Source organism: Brevundimonas vesicularis (genome assembly GCF_027886425.1).
GTDB lineage: Bacteria > Pseudomonadota > Alphaproteobacteria > Caulobacterales > Caulobacteraceae > Brevundimonas > Brevundimonas vesicularis_C.
On record NZ_CP115671.1, the window covers coordinates 2,749,855 to 2,767,184 of the forward strand.

General features: G+C 65.5%; 13 protein-coding genes and 1 other RNA gene. 9 read left to right on the plus strand and 5 right to left on the minus strand.

Annotated elements, in window-relative coordinates:
- Nucleotides 1–14: 14 nt before the first annotated feature.
- The 3 genes from ssrS to PFY01_RS13985 form a co-directional block, all read right to left on the minus strand.
- Nucleotides 15–175: non-coding RNA, 6S RNA (ssrS, locus tag PFY01_RS13975), on the minus strand.
- A 63-nt stretch (nucleotides 176–238) separates the two neighbouring features.
- Complete coding sequence (locus PFY01_RS13980; RefSeq protein ID WP_055752950.1) at nucleotides 239–562, minus strand: cell division protein ZapA; 324 nt, start codon at nucleotides 560–562, stop codon at nucleotides 239–241.
- A complete protein-coding gene (locus tag PFY01_RS13985; RefSeq protein WP_153922428.1) occupies nucleotides 562–810 on the minus strand; it encodes a hypothetical protein in 249 nt (82 codons plus the stop codon). Before PFY01_RS13985 ends, PFY01_RS13980 begins: the two co-directional genes overlap by 1 nt.
- 136 nt (nucleotides 811–946) lie before the next feature.
- Between PFY01_RS13985 and tkt the strand changes: the two genes are divergently transcribed.
- The 5 genes from tkt (at nucleotide 947) to PFY01_RS14010 (ending at nucleotide 7,106) form a co-directional block, all read left to right on the plus strand.
- Nucleotides 947–2,896: a transketolase gene (gene tkt, locus PFY01_RS13990; protein ID WP_420197076.1), complete on the plus strand. Its 1,950-nt coding sequence runs from the start codon at nucleotides 947–949 to the stop codon at nucleotides 2,894–2,896.
- Between the two features lie 63 nt (nucleotides 2,897–2,959).
- A complete protein-coding gene (locus PFY01_RS13995) occupies nucleotides 2,960–3,352 on the plus strand; it encodes a VOC family protein (protein ID WP_271043071.1) in 393 nt (130 codons plus the stop codon).
- Nucleotides 3,353–3,357: 5 nt separating this feature from the next.
- Nucleotides 3,358–4,554: a formate-dependent phosphoribosylglycinamide formyltransferase gene (purT, locus tag PFY01_RS14000; protein WP_271041734.1), complete on the plus strand. Its 1,197-nt coding sequence runs from the start codon at nucleotides 3,358–3,360 to the stop codon at nucleotides 4,552–4,554.
- Between the two features lie 241 nt (nucleotides 4,555–4,795).
- Nucleotides 4,796–6,883, plus strand: a complete 2,088-nt coding sequence (locus tag PFY01_RS14005) for a carbon starvation CstA family protein (protein ID WP_271041735.1) — start codon at nucleotides 4,796–4,798, stop codon at nucleotides 6,881–6,883.
- On the plus strand, nucleotides 6,876–7,106 hold the full coding sequence (locus tag PFY01_RS14010) for a YbdD/YjiX family protein (RefSeq protein WP_369814622.1): 231 nt from the start codon (nucleotides 6,876–6,878) through the stop codon (nucleotides 7,104–7,106). Before PFY01_RS14005 ends, PFY01_RS14010 begins: the two co-directional genes overlap by 8 nt.
- A 1-nt stretch (nucleotide 7,107) precedes the next feature.
- On the opposite strand, the gene PFY01_RS14015 is transcribed toward PFY01_RS14010, so the two are convergent.
- Both PFY01_RS14015 and PFY01_RS14020 read right to left on the minus strand, forming a co-directional pair.
- The gene (locus tag PFY01_RS14015) at nucleotides 7,108–8,415 is read right to left on the minus strand and encodes a S41 family peptidase (protein WP_271041736.1); all 1,308 of its coding nucleotides are present in this window, start codon (nucleotides 8,413–8,415) and stop codon (nucleotides 7,108–7,110) included.
- Between the two features lie 14 nt (nucleotides 8,416–8,429).
- Nucleotides 8,430–9,140 (minus strand): SDR family NAD(P)-dependent oxidoreductase, encoded by a 711-nt coding sequence (locus PFY01_RS14020; RefSeq protein WP_271041737.1) that lies wholly within the window; start codon nucleotides 9,138–9,140, stop codon nucleotides 8,430–8,432.
- Nucleotides 9,141–9,181: 41 nt separating this feature from the next.
- Between PFY01_RS14020 and PFY01_RS14025 the strand changes: the two genes are divergently transcribed.
- The 4 genes from PFY01_RS14025 to carB all read left to right on the plus strand — a co-directional run bounded on the left by PFY01_RS14025 (nucleotide 9,182) and on the right by carB (nucleotide 17,271).
- Nucleotides 9,182–9,880 carry an HAD family hydrolase gene (locus PFY01_RS14025; RefSeq protein WP_271041738.1) on the plus strand — a complete coding sequence of 233 codons (699 nt, stop codon included), beginning with the start codon at nucleotides 9,182–9,184 and terminating at the stop codon, nucleotides 9,878–9,880.
- A gap of 215 nt (nucleotides 9,881–10,095) precedes the next feature.
- Nucleotides 10,096–13,440, plus strand: coding sequence for a TonB-dependent receptor domain-containing protein (locus PFY01_RS14030; protein ID WP_271041739.1), 3,345 nt, complete (start codon nucleotides 10,096–10,098; stop codon nucleotides 13,438–13,440).
- A 191-nt stretch (nucleotides 13,441–13,631) separates the two neighbouring features.
- A complete protein-coding gene (locus PFY01_RS14035) occupies nucleotides 13,632–13,946 on the plus strand; it encodes a ribonuclease E inhibitor RraB (protein WP_038293704.1) in 315 nt (104 codons plus the stop codon).
- A 25-nt stretch (nucleotides 13,947–13,971) separates the two neighbouring features.
- On the plus strand, nucleotides 13,972–17,271 hold the full coding sequence (gene carB / locus PFY01_RS14040) for a carbamoyl-phosphate synthase large subunit (RefSeq protein ID WP_271041740.1): 3,300 nt from the start codon (nucleotides 13,972–13,974) through the stop codon (nucleotides 17,269–17,271).
- The last annotated feature ends 59 nt before the right edge of the window (nucleotides 17,272–17,330 follow it).

Here is a 17,330-nt window from a genome sequence, read left to right on the forward strand (position 1 = left end):
AAGGCGAGGAAGGTGGCGGCGCCGCGCGAACCGTGAAGAACGTTTAAATCCTCTCGACCTGGGTAGCCAGGTGGGCTCCGTATGCCCAAGCCCTCGAGCCCGGACAGGGACAGATCCCTATGAGTGAATTAAGGTCAGAAGGATATGTTGTCTTCGACGTGAGCCGCAGCAAGACCCGCCGTCGATCAAGATAGGCGTTCACCGGCCCCGACGCCAGCATCCGCAGACGAATAATCGACTACAGGTTTTGGGCGATCTTTTCGATCCGTGCGGCGACGGCGTTCAACGCCTCGGCGACCCCGTCCGTCGAGGCCGGAGCCGGGGCTGTCGCTGACGAAGGCCCTGCCTTGCCGGCGTTCAGCCGCGCCTCGTGCAGCTCGTCGGCCAGGATCAGCGCGGACATCAGAAACAGCCGCAGATCGCCGACATGGCCCACGTCGCCTGCGACCTGGCGCACCTGGTTGTCGAACTGTTTGGCCAGGATGCGGACCCGCTCTTCCTGCCCGTCGGCGCAGCCCACCGCATAGGGGCGTCCGTTGACCTCGACCGTCACCGTCGCCATCAGCCGGCCTCGCTTTCGGCCAGGACTTCGCGCACCGCTTGGGCGGCGCGGCCCAGCGCCTCGGACGCCTCGCGCCCGGCGGCCTCCAGTTCGGCGACGCGCTGGCTATCCGCACGCGGCGCGAACAGATCGTCGTCCGCGATCGCGGGCGCCGAGGCGGGCCGCGCCTTCAGCTCCAGGATCTTGCGTTCCAATTCGGCCAGGGCGCGATCGATACGCGCCCGTGCGGCCGTGGTGGCGTCTGCCATCGGTCGCTCCTTTAGATTCTGTATAGAAGCCGAGGACGCGCCGGGGTAAAGGGGCGCGCCCCCTTTTTCCGCCTTCCCAACAGAGGTCTCCACAGTGACCGACGCCAAAACCGCACCAAAGGCCACGCCCGAGCAGATGGCGAACGCCATTCGCGTCCTAGCCATGGACGGCGTCGAGAAGGCCAAGTCCGGCCACCCCGGCATGCCGATGGGCATGGCCGACGTCGCCACGGTGCTGTTTTCCCGGTTCCTGAAGTTCGACGCCTCCCGCCCCGACTGGGCCGACCGCGACCGCTTCATCCTGTCGGCCGGTCACGGCTCGATGCTGATCTACGCCCTGCTGCACCTGACCGGCTACAAGGGCGCGACGAAGGAAGAACTGTCCAACTTCCGCCAGTGGGGCTCCAAGACCGCAGGCCACCCGGAGTACGGCCATATGCCGGGCGTCGAGGTCACAACCGGCCCGCTGGGCCAGGGCCTGGCCACCTCGGTCGGTTTCGCCATGGCCGAGCGCCATCTGGCGGCGAAGTATGGCGATGATCTGGTCGATCACCGCACTTGGGTCATCGCCGGCGACGGCTGCCTGATGGAAGGCGTGTCGCAGGAAGCCATCGCGCTTGCCGGCCGCTACAAGCTGAACAAGCTGCACGTCCTGTGGGACGACAACGAGATCACCATCGACGGCAAGGTCTCCCTGTCGGACACCACCGACCAGAAGGCCCGCTTCAAGGCGGCCGGTTGGGCGGTCAAGGCGATCGACGGCCACGACATGAACGCCATCAAGGGCGCGATGAAGTGGGCCATGCGTCAGGACAAGCCCACCCTGATCGCCTGCAAGACCAAGATCGGCAAGGGCGCCGCCACCATGGAAGGCAGCCACAAGACCCACGGCGCTGCCCTGGGCGCCGCCGAGATCGCCGCCACGCGCCTCGGCCTGGCCTGGGATCACGATCCCTTCGAAATGCCCCAGACCATCGCCGACGCCTGGAAGAAGGTCGGCCGTCGCGGCGCCAAGGACCGCAAGAAGTGGGAGGCCCGCCTCGCCGCCTCGGCCCAGGCCGCCGACTTCACCCGCGCCATGAAGGGCGACCTGCCCGAGGGCGCCTTCGACGCCCTGAACGCCAAGATCGCCGAACTGGTCGAGACCCAGCCGGCCCAGGCGACGCGCCAGTCGTCGGGCGCGGCGCTGGACGAACTGTTCGCCGCCATTCCCGAACTGGTCGGCGGCTCGGCCGACCTGACCGGCTCGAACAACACCTTCGTCAAGGGCACGCCGATCCTGGATGCGCCGACCTATGAAGGTCGCTACGTCAACTGGGGCATCCGCGAGTTCGGCATGGCCGCGGCCATGAACGGCCTGGCCCTGCACGGCGGGGTCATTCCCTACGGCGGCACCTTCATGGTGTTTTCGGACTACAGCCGCCCGGCCATCCGCCTGGGGGCCTTGATGGGCGTGCGCGCCATCCACGTCCTGACGCACGACTCGATCGGGCTGGGCGAAGACGGCCCGACGCACCAGCCGGTCGAACATCTGGCGGCGCTGCGCGCCATTCCGAACCTGCTGGTCTTCCGCCCCGCCGACACCATCGAGGCCATGGAATGCTGGCAGATCGCCCTGCAGACCAAGACCGCGCCAGCGGCCCTGGCCCTGTCGCGCCAGAAGACACCAGCCGTCCGCACCGTCGCCGCGACGGAAAACCTGTCCGCCAAGGGCGCCTATGAGATCAAGGCCGCCAGTGGCGAGGCCAAGGTGACCCTGTTCGGCACCGGCACGGAACTGGCTCTGGCGCTGAAGGCCGCCGAGACGCTGGAAGCCGAGGGCGTGGCGACCCGCGTCGTCTCGGTCCCCTCGTTCGAACTGTTCGAACAGCAGGACGCCGCCTATCAGGCCTCGGTCATCGGCCGCGGCACGGTCCGCGTCGCCGTGGAAGCCGCGATCAAGCAAGGCTGGGAACGCTTCATCGGCGAAGACGGCGCCTTCATCGGCATGACCGGCTTCGGCGCCTCGGCCCCGGCCGAGGTTCTGTACGAGAAGTTCGGCATCACCTCGGACGCCATCGTCGCGGCGGTCAAGGCGCGCCTGTAACGCCCAAGTCCTCTCCCGTGGCGCGACGCTTCACGGGGGAGGATTTCTTTGAAAGCAGAAGCCATGAGCCGGATCGGCGCGATCACCCTGCTGGTCCACGACTATGACGCGGCCATCGCCTTCTATGTCGGCAAGCTGGGCTTCGCGCTCAGCGAAGACACCGACATGGGCGGCGGCAAACGCTGGGTGCGGGTCACGCCCAAAGGCGGCGAGACCAGCCTGTCGCTGGCGCGCGCCACGACCGACGCGCAGAAGGCTCAGGTCGGCAACCAGGCCGGCGGCCGGGTCTGGCTGTTTCTGGAAACCGACGACCTGATGCGCGACCACGCCGCCTGGCTTGCCGCCGGCGTCCACTTCCGCGAAACCCCGCGACATGAGACCTATGGCAAGGTGGTGGTCTTTGAAGACCTCTACGGCAACGCCTGGGACCTGATCGAACCCGCTACCGGAGCCTGACGCCCATGAAACTCGGCACCCCGCTTTCCGACACCGCCGTGCGCGTCATGCTGCTGGGCTCGGGCGAACTGGGCAAGGAGGTCGCCATCGAGCTTCAGCGGCTTGGCGTCGAGGTCATCGCCGTCGATCGTTATCCCAACGCGCCGGCCATGCAGGTCGCGCACCGCAGTCATGTCATCCCCATGACCGACGCCCAGGTGCTGAACGGCGTCATCCTGGCCGAAGCCCCACACTTCATCGTGCCCGAGATCGAGGCCATCGCTACCGAGGTCCTGGCCGATATCGAGGCCGCCGGCATGGCGACGGTCATCCCGACGGCTCGCGCGGTGCAGCTGACGATGAACCGCGAGGGCATCCGCAAACTGGCCGCCGAAGCGCTGGGCCTGCCCACCAGCCCCTACGCCTTCGCCGGCTCGGCCGAGGAACTGGCCGCCGGCGCCGAGGCCGTCGGCTATCCCAACTTCGTCAAGCCGGTCATGTCGTCGTCGGGCAAGGGCCAGTCCTTCGTCGAAAGCGCCGATGAAGTCGCCGACGCCTGGACCTACGCCCAGGACAGCGGCCGCGTCGCCGGCGCCCGCGTCATCGTCGAGGGCCGGATCGACTTCGACTTCGAGATCACGCTGCTGACCGTCCGCTCGCGCGGCGCCGACGGCACGACCCGCACCGATTTCTGCGCGCCCATCGGCCACCGCCAGGTCAAGGGCGACTACGTCGAAAGCTGGCAGCCGCAGGCCATGACGCCCGCTGCGCTGGCCGCCTCCCAGCACATCGCCGCCAAGGTTACTGCGGCCTTGGGCGGTTACGGCGTCTTCGGCGTCGAACTGTTCGTCAAAGGCGATCAGGTCTGGTTCTCCGAGGTTTCTCCTCGCCCCCACGACACCGGCCTGGTCACCTTGGCCAGCCAGACCATGAGTGAGTTTGCGCTGCACGCCCGCGCCATCCTGGGCCTGCCCGTCGACGTGAGCCAGCGCGAACCCGCCGCCAGCGCCGTCATCTACGGCGGCCTGGACGCGCAAGGGATCGCCTTCGAGGGCGTCGCGGAGGCCCTGTCGGTCCCGACCGCCGATCTGCGTCTGTTCGGAAAGCCCGAAGCCTTCGAGCGCCGCCGCATGGGCGTGGCTGTCGCCCGCGGCGCCGACGTCGAACAGGCCCGCGACCGCGCGCGCGAAGCCGCCGGACGGGTCAAAGTCGTTCGGAACTGACACCGCCGTCTCCTCCCCGCTAGCGGGGAGGGGGACCGCGAAGCGGTGGAGGGGTTCCTGAAGTCCCATTGGCGCTCGTGATCCTGTGGAGAACCCCTCCGTCTCTCCGCTGCGCTTCGAGCCACCTCCCCATGAATGGGGAGGAGACGTATTTCTACGACTTTAGTCGATTGGCCTTGTCCCGCATTGTGGTGCAAACCAAGGGCGAGGGTCGCAGTCAGCCGGCCGGGAGGGATCTGTCGTGGGCAAACTCAGCACACCCATAATCTTCGGCGCCATCGCCATCCTGGGGGCGGTGTCCCTCGGCATCATCGCCCTGCATCAGGGCGAAAGCATCAGCGCGGTCTGGATGGTGGTCGCCGCCGTCTGCACCTATGCGATCGCCTATCGGTTCTACAGCCGCTACCTGGCCAACAAGGTCATGCAGCTGAACCCCGCGCGCCTGACCCCGGCCATGCGGCGCAACGACGGGCTCGACTATGTGCCGACGCCCAAGAACGTCCTGTTCGGCCATCACTTCGCCGCCATCGCCGGCGCAGGCCCGCTGGTCGGGCCGGTGCTGGCCGCCCAGATGGGCTATCTGCCGGGCGTCCTGTGGATTCTGGTCGGCGCCGTGCTGGCCGGCGCGGTGCAGGACATGATGGTCCTGTTCATGTCCACGCGTCGCGACGGCAAGTCGTTGGGCGATATGATCCGCACCGAAATGGGCAACATCCCCGGCATCATCGCCCAAGTCGGCGTTTTGATGATCATGGTCATCATCCTGGCGGTGCTGGCCCTGGTCGTGGTCAAGGCCTTGGCCGAAAGCCCGTGGGGCACCTTCACCGTCGCCGCCACCATCCCCATCGCCATCTTCATGGGCCTGTACACCCGCTTCCTGCGGCCGGGCCGCGTGGGCGAGGTTTCGGTGATCGGCGTCGTCCTGCTGATCCTGGCCATCATCGGCGGCGGCCATATCGCGGCCGATCCGTTCTGGGGTCCGGCCTTCACCCTGACCGGCCCGACTCTGGCGATCCTGATGATGGTCTATGGCTTCATCGCCTCGGTCATTCCGGTGTGGCTGCTCCTGGCGCCGCGCGACTATCTGTCGACCTTCCTGAAGATTGGCGCGATCGTGGCCCTGGCCGTCGGCATCCTGATCGTGCGTCCGCACCTTCAGATGCCGGCCATCACCCCCTTCATCGACGGCACCGGCCCGGTCTTCGCCGGCGCTCTGTTCCCCTTCCTGTTCATCACCATCGCCTGCGGCGCGGTGTCGGGCTTCCACGCTTTGATCTCGTCGGGCACCACGCCCAAGCTGCTGGAGAACGAAGCCCAGATCCCCATGATCGGCTACGGCGCCATGCTGTGCGAAAGCTTCGTCGCCGTCATGGCCCTGATCGCCGCCACGGTTCTGGACCCCGCGGTCTATTTCGCCATGAACAGCCCGGTCGCCGTCATCGGCAAGGATGCGGCCTCCGCCGCCGCCGCCGTGGCCCAGTGGGGCTTCCACATCACGCCCGGAGAGCTGGAACAGCTGGCCCGCGACGTGGGCGAACATTCGATCTTGTCACGCGCAGGCGGCGCCCCGACCCTGGCGGTCGGCATGGCGCACATCCTGTCCGGCGTGATCGGCGGCAAGGCCATGATGGCCTTCTGGTATCACTTCGCCATCCTGTTCGAGGCCCTGTTCATCCTGACCACCGTGGACGCCGGCACCCGCGTCTGCCGCTTCATGATCCAGGATCTGCTGGGCGTCGCCGTCCCCAAGATGCGCGAGACCAAGTCCTGGGGCGCCAATGTCGTCGCCACGGCCCTGACGGTCGGGCTGTGGGGCTATTTCCTCTACACCGGCGTGGTCGATCCGCTGGGCGGCATCAACAGCCTGTGGCCCCTGTTTGGCATCGCCAACCAGATGCTGGCCGCCGTCGCCCTGATCCTGGGCACCGTCGTCCTGTTCAAGATGAAGCGCGAGAAGTTCGCCTGGGTCATGGTCGTTCCCGCGACCTGGCTGCTGATCTGCACCCTGACGGCGGGCTTCCAGAAGCTGTTCCACCCGGACGTCCGCATCGGCTTCCTGTCCCACGCCCGCAAATATCAGGAGGCGCTGGGCGCCGGCGAACTGATCGCCCCGGCCAAGAGCATCGGCGACATGCACCGCATCGTCGTCAACGACTACGTCAACTCGACCCTGACGGCGGGCTTCCTGTTCGTGGTCGTCACCATGGTTGTCTATGGCGTCCTGGCGTGCCGCAAGGCCTATGCGAACAACCGCCCGACGGTCCGCGAGTATCCGGAAAGCCACCAACTGACGGCGGCCGACGAGGCGGCGGATGCGGCCCGTGCCTGACGTTCAGGACGACCTGCTGTGCCTGTGTCGCGACACCGCCCTGCGGTGGGGTCGCGGCGTTCGGCGCACGGCCGGCGCCATGATCGGTCAGCCGGATTATCAGGCCTATGTCGATCACGCGGCGACGACCCATCCCGACCAGCCGCCGCTGGACAAGACCGCCTTCTTCCGCCTGCACGAGCAGCGCCGCTTCGGCGGCGCCGGCGGGTTCAAATGCTGCTGATCTAGAGGCCGCTGGCGGGCGTCGAAGCCCTCGCCCGCTCCTCCGCTCGAAGCGCGGCGATCGCCGCCTCCAGCGTCGGGTCGTCGCCCGCGCGGCGCTGGGCCACGGTGCGGGGCGCGGCGATGTCCGGGGTGACCCCCCGCTTCTCCAGCCGAATCCCGCCCGAGGTCACGAAGTCCGCCCGGCTGAGCGTCAGCCGCCCGCCGTCCGGCAGATTGGTCTCTTGGGCGATCAGCACCGATCCCCCCGTCTTCTCGCCCAACACGATGCCGCGCCGCGCCTCCTGCAGGGCGGCCGGTGTCAGTTCGGCGGCGCTGCGGCTGCCCTGATCCACCAGAACCGCCACATCATTGGCCAGGGGATCGCGCCGATCGCCGCAGTCGCCCGCCGCCCTCAGAACCACGGGCCGACCGCTGCGTCCCGTTCGCGTCGCCCAGACCTGATCGCGCGGCAGGAAACAGGTCAGGACCGATTCCGCCTCCATCAGCCGCCCGCCGGGATTGCCGCGCAGGTCCAGCACCACGTCGATATCCGGCGGCAAGCCTTCCAGTTCGCTGCCCATCCAGGCGCCCAGGCCCTTGTCGAACTGCTCGACGCGCAGCACCAGCACCCCCGGTCGCGACTTGTCGGCGGTGAATGGTTTGATGGCCTCCATCACCCGCGGCGTCAGGGCGATCTCGCGCCTCTGTCCCGCATCGTCGGTCAGCACCAGTTGCACCGGAACCCCGTCATAGCTCTCGACGTCCGGTCCCCAGGGCTTCCCGTCGACCGAGTTTAGGGCCCAGCCCATCTGCACCCCCGCCGCCTCGGCCGGTGAGCCGGGCCGGACACGCTCGACGGTCCAGTCGTCCGGCGTCTCGCCCCGCATCAGGGTCAGGCCCATCACGGCGCGCCGGGCGAACTGCGCCTCCTGACGCCGCACCGCCGCCGGCGGGCTGGCCGCCGCATGACCGTCGTCCAGCAGATCCAGCATCGCATTGATGACGCGGTACAGCCCCCGCTCGTCGCTCGCCGCCAAGGCCTGGGGCCGGAACGTCGCCCGCGCGGCGTTCCAATCCACGCCCTGCAGGGTCGGATCGTAATAGCCCCGCCGCACCTCGCTCCACACCCGGTCGAACACCCGCTGGTTCAACCGCGCGCGGTCACGCGAGGGCGCTGTGGCGACGACCGGATCGACAACCGGCGAATCGACCGGTTGGGCCACGGCCGGAACGCTCAGCGGCAGGCCGAGCAACAGAAGGCTGAAAAGCCGGGCGGAAACGCTCAGACGCATGACCATCATCTGACGCCAGTCGCCCGTCTCGCTCAAGTCACGACTGCGCGCTATTCGGGCACCCGCACCCCGTCCCAGGCGAAGACGCCGCCGCTGTCGGCCGGGCTCAGGTTCGACAGCACGGACAGCAGCCGCTCGGCGGAATAGTCGGCTGTGAACAACTTGCCCTCGGCCACCCCCTTCTGAAACGGCGCGCTCAGGTCCGTCGCCACCGTGCCCGGATGCAGACCGGCGATCACGGCCTGCGGATGGCTGCGCGCCATCTCGACCGACAGATTGCGCAGGATCATGTTTAGCGCCGCCTTGGACGCGCGATAGGCGTGCCAGCCGCCCAGCCGGTTGTCGCCTATCGACCCCACCCGCGCCGACAGGGCCGCGAACACAGCCCGCCGATCGCGCGGCATCAGCGGCAGCAGATGTTTCGCCGCCAGCGCAGGCCCCACCGCATTGACGCGGTAGTCCCGCAACAGGTGTTCCGCATCCAACTGACGAAACGACCGTTCCGGCTGACGCCCGTCGTGCAGCACCCCGGTCGCCACCACGATCACGGTTGGGGCCGGCCCCTGGCCGATCCGTTCGGCGGCCGACGCCAAACTGGCCTCATCCTCCAGATCGGCGGCCAAACCTTGCGCGCCCGCCACATCCGCGCCGGACCGCGACACGGCCCAGACTGTATCGAACGCGCCGTCCGCCGCGATCCGCTCGACCATCGCACGGCCGATGCCGCCCGTCGCCCCGATCACCACCGCCGATCCGTTCATCGCGTCTCCCTTCGTCGTTCGTCCCATGATAGGGGCGCGGCATGAGCATCACCACGGTCGGCCTCGATGCCGACGACACCCTCTGGCACAACGAGACGATCTTCCGCCTGACCCATGCGCGGTTCGTCGATCTTCTGGCCGACCACGGCGACGAGGCGACCATCGAGGCGCGCCTGGCCGAAACCGAGCAACGCAACCTGCGGCTCTATGGCTACGGCATCAAGGGCTTCACCCTGTCGATGATCGAGACGGCGATGGAGCTGACGAACGGCGAGGCTCCGCCCCATGTCGTGCGCGAGATCCTGGCCGCCGGTCGCGAGATGCTGGCCCATCCGGTCGAGACCCTGCCCGGCGTGGATGCGGTCGTCGCCGAACTGTCCGAAAAATACCGCCTGGTCCTGATCACCAAGGGCGACCTTCTGGACCAGGAGCGCAAGCTGGCGGCCTCAGGCCTGGGCGACCTGTTCAGCGCCGTCGAGATCGTCTCCGAAAAGGATCGCGCCACCTACGAGCGGGTCTTCAACCGCCACGGCACCGGCCCCGCCGAGGCCGTCATGGCCGGCAACTCCATGAAGTCCGACGTCCTGCCCGCCATCGCCGCCGGCGCCTTCGGCGTCCACATCCCCTATCACGTCACCTGGGCCCACGAGCTGGCCGACGCCCCGGTGGACGAGCCACGCTACGTCTCCCTCGCCCGCATCGACGAACTCCCCAACTGGATCGCGGCGATCGACCAATGAAATATCGACCAAGATGCGCGCTGGTCGATAATTAATTTCAGTCACCGAAATGCAGACGTGCTTCTTTTACGACAGGTTTTGAAATCCTTTTACCCGAGTGACAGTTTGATGATCGCGGCGCTTGACGCAGCCACCTGTGTCAGCTTTGTGCCCATCACATGGCGGTTTGAACATGTTATAGACTTCACAATGCCGCATCTGCTCAGGGAGAATTTATGCGCCATCTTCTTTTGACATCTACTGTCTTGGCGGGCGTGCTCGTTACGACCAGCGTCGCAGCACAAACGACTGAGCAGGAAACGCTCAACGCAGGACCAGTGTCGGCTCAGGCTCAGCCCGCAGATCAGGTTGCAGAAATCGTCGTTACCGGCTCACGCATCCGGCGCGACCCAGTGAACTCGGCGACCCCGCTCATTCAGGTTTCTGGCGAGCAACTGCTGACCACCGGCCAATCGACTGTCATCGACTATCTCGCTACGATTCCGGCCCTGTCGAACTCACAAGTGCCTTCCGACAGCACGGGCGTCCTCGGTATCGGCGGCCTTTCATTCGCCAACCTGCGCTCGCTCGGCGCCGGTCGTACCCTGACCTTGGTCGATGGCCGTCGCCACGTAGGTTCACAGGGCGGCACACTGTCGGTTGACGTCGACACCATCCCCCGACTGTTGATCCAGAACATCGAAATTATCACGGGTGGCGCATCGTCGGTTTACGGTGCCGACGCCGTCTCGGGCGTTCTGAACTTCGTCCTGCGCAAGGACTTCGAAGGTCTGGAATTGGACGCCAACTATGGCATGATCAACGATAACGGCGAAGCGACCCGCCGTGTTTCGGCCCTGCTGGGCAAGAACTTCTTTGACGATCGCCTGAATGTCTACGGCTTCGGCGAATACGAGAAGCTTGACGAAGTGCAGTCGATGGACATCGACTGGCTTCGTAATGCCCGTGGCCTGGTCGGCATCGACGCCGATCCGACCAACGCTCGTTATGACGGCGACCGCGACAACCAGCTGTTTTACGGTTACCGCACCCTCCAACGCCCGCGTTGGGGCCAGACGACCTTGGCTAACAACCAGCAGGCCAGTTCGCTGAACGATCCGGACGTGCCGTACGCCAACTGCGCTAGCGTCGTCACCGCGATCGGCGGCAGCAGCGCGAACTGCTTCTCGGTCGAACCGGGTCGCACCTGGGTGTTCGATGGCACGACCGCCCGTCTGGCCAACTTCGGCCAACGTATCGGCAACACCGGAATCAACCGTCCGCTGACCATCGGCGGCGACGGCGATCAACCGGCCGAGTTCTCGACCATCACGCGCGTCCCCGCCTCGGAGTCTCAGCGTTATCAGGTCGGCGCGAACTTCAAGGTCACCAACGACATCCTGGCCTTCGTCGAAGCCAAATATGTGACCGAAGACACGCACTTCTCGTCTCAACCAGACTTCTACGACTTCATCCTCGGAGATGACCTGCCGAACAGCTTCTACGGTACCGCGACCACAGCGAACCAGATCGGTTCGAACTACAACTTCTTCAATCGCCAAGGTCTGCGTATCGCCGACAACGCCTACATCCCTGACAATCTGCGTCAGGCGATCTACGCAAACCGTATCACTCTCTACAATCCGCCAACCGCGACCGAGCCGAGCACTGTCGCTGGTACGGCCGCAGCCCCTTATGCGCGTCACACCCTGTTCGGCGAAAACCGCGACCAATACAGCACGCGTGACCTGCTACGCTTCGTGGCCGGCGTTCAAGGCAGCTTGGACTCGGTGTCCTTCGTCAAGAACGTCGATTGGAGCCTGTCCTACACCTATGGTCAGGTCGAGGTTGAAGAGACGGAAACCGGCACAGATGCCCTACGGGTCAACTTGGCGGCCGACGCCGTGCGAGACACGGCTGGCATCCTTGGCACGCCCGGCGCCATTGTGTGCCGTTCGCAACTGCTGAACGCTCAAGGCCTCCCGCTAGACGACTACTTCCTGCCCTTCAATGATCTGCGTGACAGCCAGGTCGGTCGTGACGCGGTCGCCAACTGCCAACCGCTGAACATCTTCGGCGTCGGCAACCAGAGCCAAGCTGCTCGCGACTACATCAATGCGTTCGTCAACTACACCGAGCGTAATGAGCAGGAAGACGCCATCGCATCGGTTTCCGGCCAGCTGTGGGACTTCTGGGGCGCCGGTCCGATCGGTTTGGCGTTGGGTTACGAGCATCGTCGCGAATACACCGAAGCTGTCGGACGTGACGCCTCCACTGCCGGGCGTGCGCTGTTCCTGAACGGTGGTCCGGACTTCCCGGGTGCGGAATATACTAGCGACGAAGGTTTCACGGAACTGTCGCTGCCGCTGTTCCGCGACTCCATTCTAGGCGAGTACGCTGAACTGAGCGGATCGTATCGTTACTTTGACTACAGCACTGCGGGAACAGGTGACGTTTACGGCGTGAACCTGATCTATCGTCCGATCCGCGACATCACATTCAAGACCAGCTTCAATACGTCCTTCCGGGCACCTGACCTCAGCGAAAACTTCTCCCCGCTGGGCGAAACTTTCGCCAACGGCTTTGTTGATCCCTGCGCCACAGCAAATATTGCTTTGCAAACGGCGGAAATTCGCGCCAATCGGATCGCCAACTGTACGGCCCTGGCGCAAGCTAGCGGCCTGACCTTCGACTTTGCCGGAAATACTGCAACCAACACCGATGACTTCAACCCGGTGTACGGCAGCGGCGTATCGGGCGTAACGGGTGGCAACCCCAACCTGACACCCGAAGAGTCGGAATCCTTCACCTTCTCGACCGTATTGCAGCCCCGGTTCATTCCGAACTTCAGCTTGGTGCTCGATTACTATGAAATCGAGATTACGCAGGTGATCGCCTTCGTGTCGGCTCAGACTGCCGCCAACAACTGCGTCAATGGCCCGGGTCTGAATAACTCCGCCTGCGCCACCATCTTCCGTAATAATCCGCAGATTCCGTTCGGCTTGGGCGCTCCGGCGAACGATCCGATTGGCGGTTTCGTCGAAGGCGCGCTGAACTATGCGGCCCTGACCACGCGTGGTCTGGACTTCACCGCACGTTATGGTTTCGACTTCGACGAGATGGTTGGCCGCAACTGGGGTCGCCTGGATTACTCGCTGGCGGGTTCTTGGCTGATCGAGCAGGAAAACTTCCTCGACTCTACTAATGCCGCCAACTACACAAGCGACCGTGGCAATCTGTTCTTCCCGAATGTCCGCTTCACTTCGTCGCTTACCTACACGCCCAATGATACTTGGAGTGTCAACTGGTCGGTGGATTGGCAGTCTGCTCAGAACATCAACCGCAACCGTGACTTGATCTTGAACGCCGACAACCGCGCGCAAGATTTGAACAACACCGGTAACTTCATGCGCAACGATTTCACCGTCCGCTACAATGTCCGTGATAATCTGTCGCTGCGTGCTGGCGTCACGAACGCCTTTGACGCGGAACAGGCGCCGCAGTTGGGTCAAACGCTTTACAGCAACTTCGACCCCTACGGCCGTCGTTTCTTCATCGGGCTTAACTACCGCGCCTGGTAAGACGACAAACTGAATGACGAGAAGGGGCGGCCTATGGCCGCCCTTTTTTTATAAGAGCGCCACCTCCCTTGTCAGGCGGCCCCTCCCTCTCTAAACGGGCCGCTTAACCGACAAGCAGACGTGAGCGTCGCAGGGCCAGGCTCTGCGGGGGGCTTCTCGCGCGCGTAGAGAACGAAGGACGACGCACTCCCTTGGACGCCTCGGACATCCGTCATGACGAACGCGACGCCATGGTGCGCGCGGCGCTGGCCGAACAGGGCGACAGCGGCGTGACGCCGCGCCATACGTTGTTTTACTTCTATGGCGAGGGCGACCACGGCGACCTGAACGAGGTCGCCCGGCGCGCCGGCTTTCTGACACGCGGCGCCGACGACATGACGGTGCTCGAAACGACCATGGCGGTGGACGAGGCGTCTTTCGCGGCGACCTCGGCCATGATGCAGACCTGGGCCGCGGCCTTCCAGCTTGAGTATGACGGCTGGGAATGCGCGGTCGTGACCCACTAGCGTTCAATAAGAAGAAGAGCTGGCGATGCCCAAGCGCACAGACATCAAGTCCATCCTCATCATCGGCGCCGGCCCGATCGTCATCGGCCAGGCGTGCGAGTTCGACTATTCCGGTGTTCAGGCCTGCAAGGCGCTGAAGGCGGAAGGCTACCGGGTCATCCTGGTCAACTCGAACCCCGCCACCATCATGACCGACCCGGAGGTGGCCGACGCCACCTATATCGAGCCGATCACGCCCGAGATGGTCGAGAAGATCATCATCAAGGAAAAGCCCGACGCCCTGCTGCCGACCATGGGCGGCCAGACCGCGCTGAACACCGCCCTGGCCCTGCATGAATCCGGCGCGCTGGCCAAGCACGGCGTCGAGATGATCGGCGCCAAGGCCGAGGTCATCGACAAGGCCGAGGATCGCCAGAAGTTCCGCGACGCGATGGACAAGCTGGGCCTGGAATCGCCCCGCTCCAAGGCCGCCCATTCGATGGAAGAAGCGCTGGAGGGGCTGGAGTTCGTCGGCCTGCCCGCCGTGATCCGCCCGTCCTTCACCCTGGCCGGCACAGGCGGCGGCATCGCCTTCAACCGCGAGGAGTTCGAGGAGATCGTCCTGCGCGGGCTGGACCTGTCGCCGACCACCGAGGTGCTGATCGAGGAATCGGTCCTGGGCTGGAAGGAATATGAGATGGAGGTCGTCCGCGACACCGCGGACAACTGCATCATCATCTGCTCGATCGAGAACGTCGACCCGATGGGGGTCCACACCGGCGATTCCATCACTGTCGCCCCTGCCCTGACGCTGACCGACAAGGAATATCAGCGGATGCGGACGGGCTCGATCAATGTGCTGCGCGAGATCGGCGTCGAGACGGGCGGCTCGAACGTCCAGTGGGCGATCAACCCCGCCGACGGCCGCATGGTCGTGATCGAGATGAACCCGCGCGTGTCGCGCTCGTCGGCCCTTGCGTCCAAGGCCACCGGCTTCCCCATCGCCAAGGTCGCGGCGCGTCTGGCGGTCGGCTACACCCTGGACGAACTGACCAACGACATCACCCAGGTGACGCCGGCCAGCTTCGAGCCGTCGATCGACTATGTTGTCACCAAGATCCCGCGCTTCGCCTTTGAGAAATACCCCGGCTCGGAGCCCCTGCTGGGCACCTCGATGAAGTCGGTGGGCGAGGTGATGGCCATCGGCCGCACCTTCCAGGAATCGATGCAGAAGGCGCTTCGCGGGCTTGAAACCGGCCTGTCGGGCTTCGACGAAATCGAGATCGAAGGGGTGGCCGGCGCCGAAGACGACGCCACGGCCCGCGGCGCCGTCGTCCGCGCCCTGGGCGTTCCGACCCCCGACCGCATCCGCGTCATCGCCCAGGCCTTCCGCCACGGCCTGACGGTCGAGGAGGTCAACGCCGCCTGCGCCTACGAACCCTGGTTCCTGCGCCAGATCGCCGACATCGTGCGCGAGGAAGGCCATGTGCGGGTCAAGGGCCTGCCGACCGACCCGACCGAGTTCCGCCGCCTGAAGTCCAAGGGCTTCTCCGACGCCCGTCTGGCTCAGCTGACCGGCCAGAGCGAAAAATCCGTCCGGACCGCTCGTCGCGGCCTGCACGTGCGCCCGGTGTTCAAGCGGATCGACACCTGCGCCGCCGAGTTCGCCAGCGCCACCGCCTATATGTATTCGACCTATGAGACCGGCGCTCTGGGCCAAATCCCCGAGTGCGAGTCCGAACCGACGAACAAGAAGAAGGCCATCATCCTGGGCGGCGGTCCGAACCGGATCGGCCAAGGGATCGAGTTCGACTACTGCTGCTGCCACGCAGCTTTCGCCTTCGACCAGATCGGCGTCGAGAGCATCATGGTCAACTGCAACCCCGAGACCGTCTCGACCGACTACGACACCTCCGACCGCCTGTATTTCGAGCCCCTGACGGCCGAGGACGTGCTGGAGCTGATCGAGGTCGAGCGCTCGAACGGCGACCTGATCGGCTGCGTCGTCCAGTTCGGCGGCCAGACCCCGCTGAAGCTGGCCCACGCCCTGCAGGAGGACAATATCCCCGTCCTGGGCACCAGCGTCGACTCCATCGATCTGGCCGAGGACCGCGAACGCTTCCAGCAGATGCTGGAAGGCATCGGCCTGCGCCAGCCGCCCAACGGCCTGGCCCGTTCGGCCGAGGAGGCCGCGCAGAAGGCCGAAGAGGTCGGCTATCCCGTCGTCCTGCGCCCCTCCTACGTCTTGGGCGGTCGCGGCATGATGATCGTCCACGACCGCGAGCAACTGGACCGCTACGTCCACGAGGCCATGCGCGTCTCGGGCGACGATCCCGTCCTGATCGACCACTATTTAAACCGCGCCACCGAGGTGGACGTGGACGCCCTGTGCGACGACGAGACGGTCTTTGTGGCCGGCGTCCTAGAACATATCGAGGAAGCCGGCGTGCACTCGGGCGACAGCGCCTGCTCCATGCCGCCCTTCTCGCTGCGGCCCGAGATCGTGGACGAGCTGAAGCGTCAGACCACCGAAATGGCCAAGGCCCTGAAGGTGCGCGGCCTGATGAATGTGCAGTTCGCCATCGAGGAGCCGCACAGCGAAAGCCCGCGCATCTTCGTGCTGGAGGTCAATCCGCGCGCCAGCCGCACGGCACCCTTCGTGGCCAAGACCATCGGCCAGCCGATCGCTTCCATCGCCGCCAAGGTCATGGCTGGCGTGCCGCTGAAGTCGTTCGGTCTGACGGACCAGCCTTACGACCATATCGCCGTCAAGGAAGCCGTTTTCCCGTTCGCCCGTTTCGCCGGGGTGGACACCGTCCTGGGCCCGGAGATGCGTTCGACGGGCGAGGTCATGGGCCTGGACTTTAAGCGGCCGGGAGAGGCCGACATGGCCCCCGCCTTCGCCCGCGCCTTCGCCAAGTCCCAGATCGGCGGCGGCACCACCCTGCCGACCTCGGGCTGCGCCTTCATCTCGGTCAAGGATGAGGACAAGCCCTTCATCGTTGACGCCGCCAAAACGCTGCTGGCCGAAGGCTTCAGCCTGATGGCCACCGGCGGCACCCACGCCTATCTGGTCGAACAGGGGCTGGAGGTGAAGCTGGTCAAGAAGGTGCTGGAAGGCCGCCCGCACATTGTGGACGCGATGAAGAACGGCGAGGTCCAACTGGTCTTCAACACCACATCGGGCAAGCAGTCGCTGCAGGACAGCTTCAGCCTGCGTCGCACCGCCCTGATGATGAAGATGCCCTACTACACCACCACAGCCGGCGCCCTGGCGGCGGCCCAGGCCATCGGCGCGATCAAGGCTGGCGACCTGGATGTACGGGCGATCCAGGACTACGCCTGACGTTGACGAAATCTCCGGTTTTCGGCCGCACGCTGCAAGGCTGTAGCGGCCGAACGCCG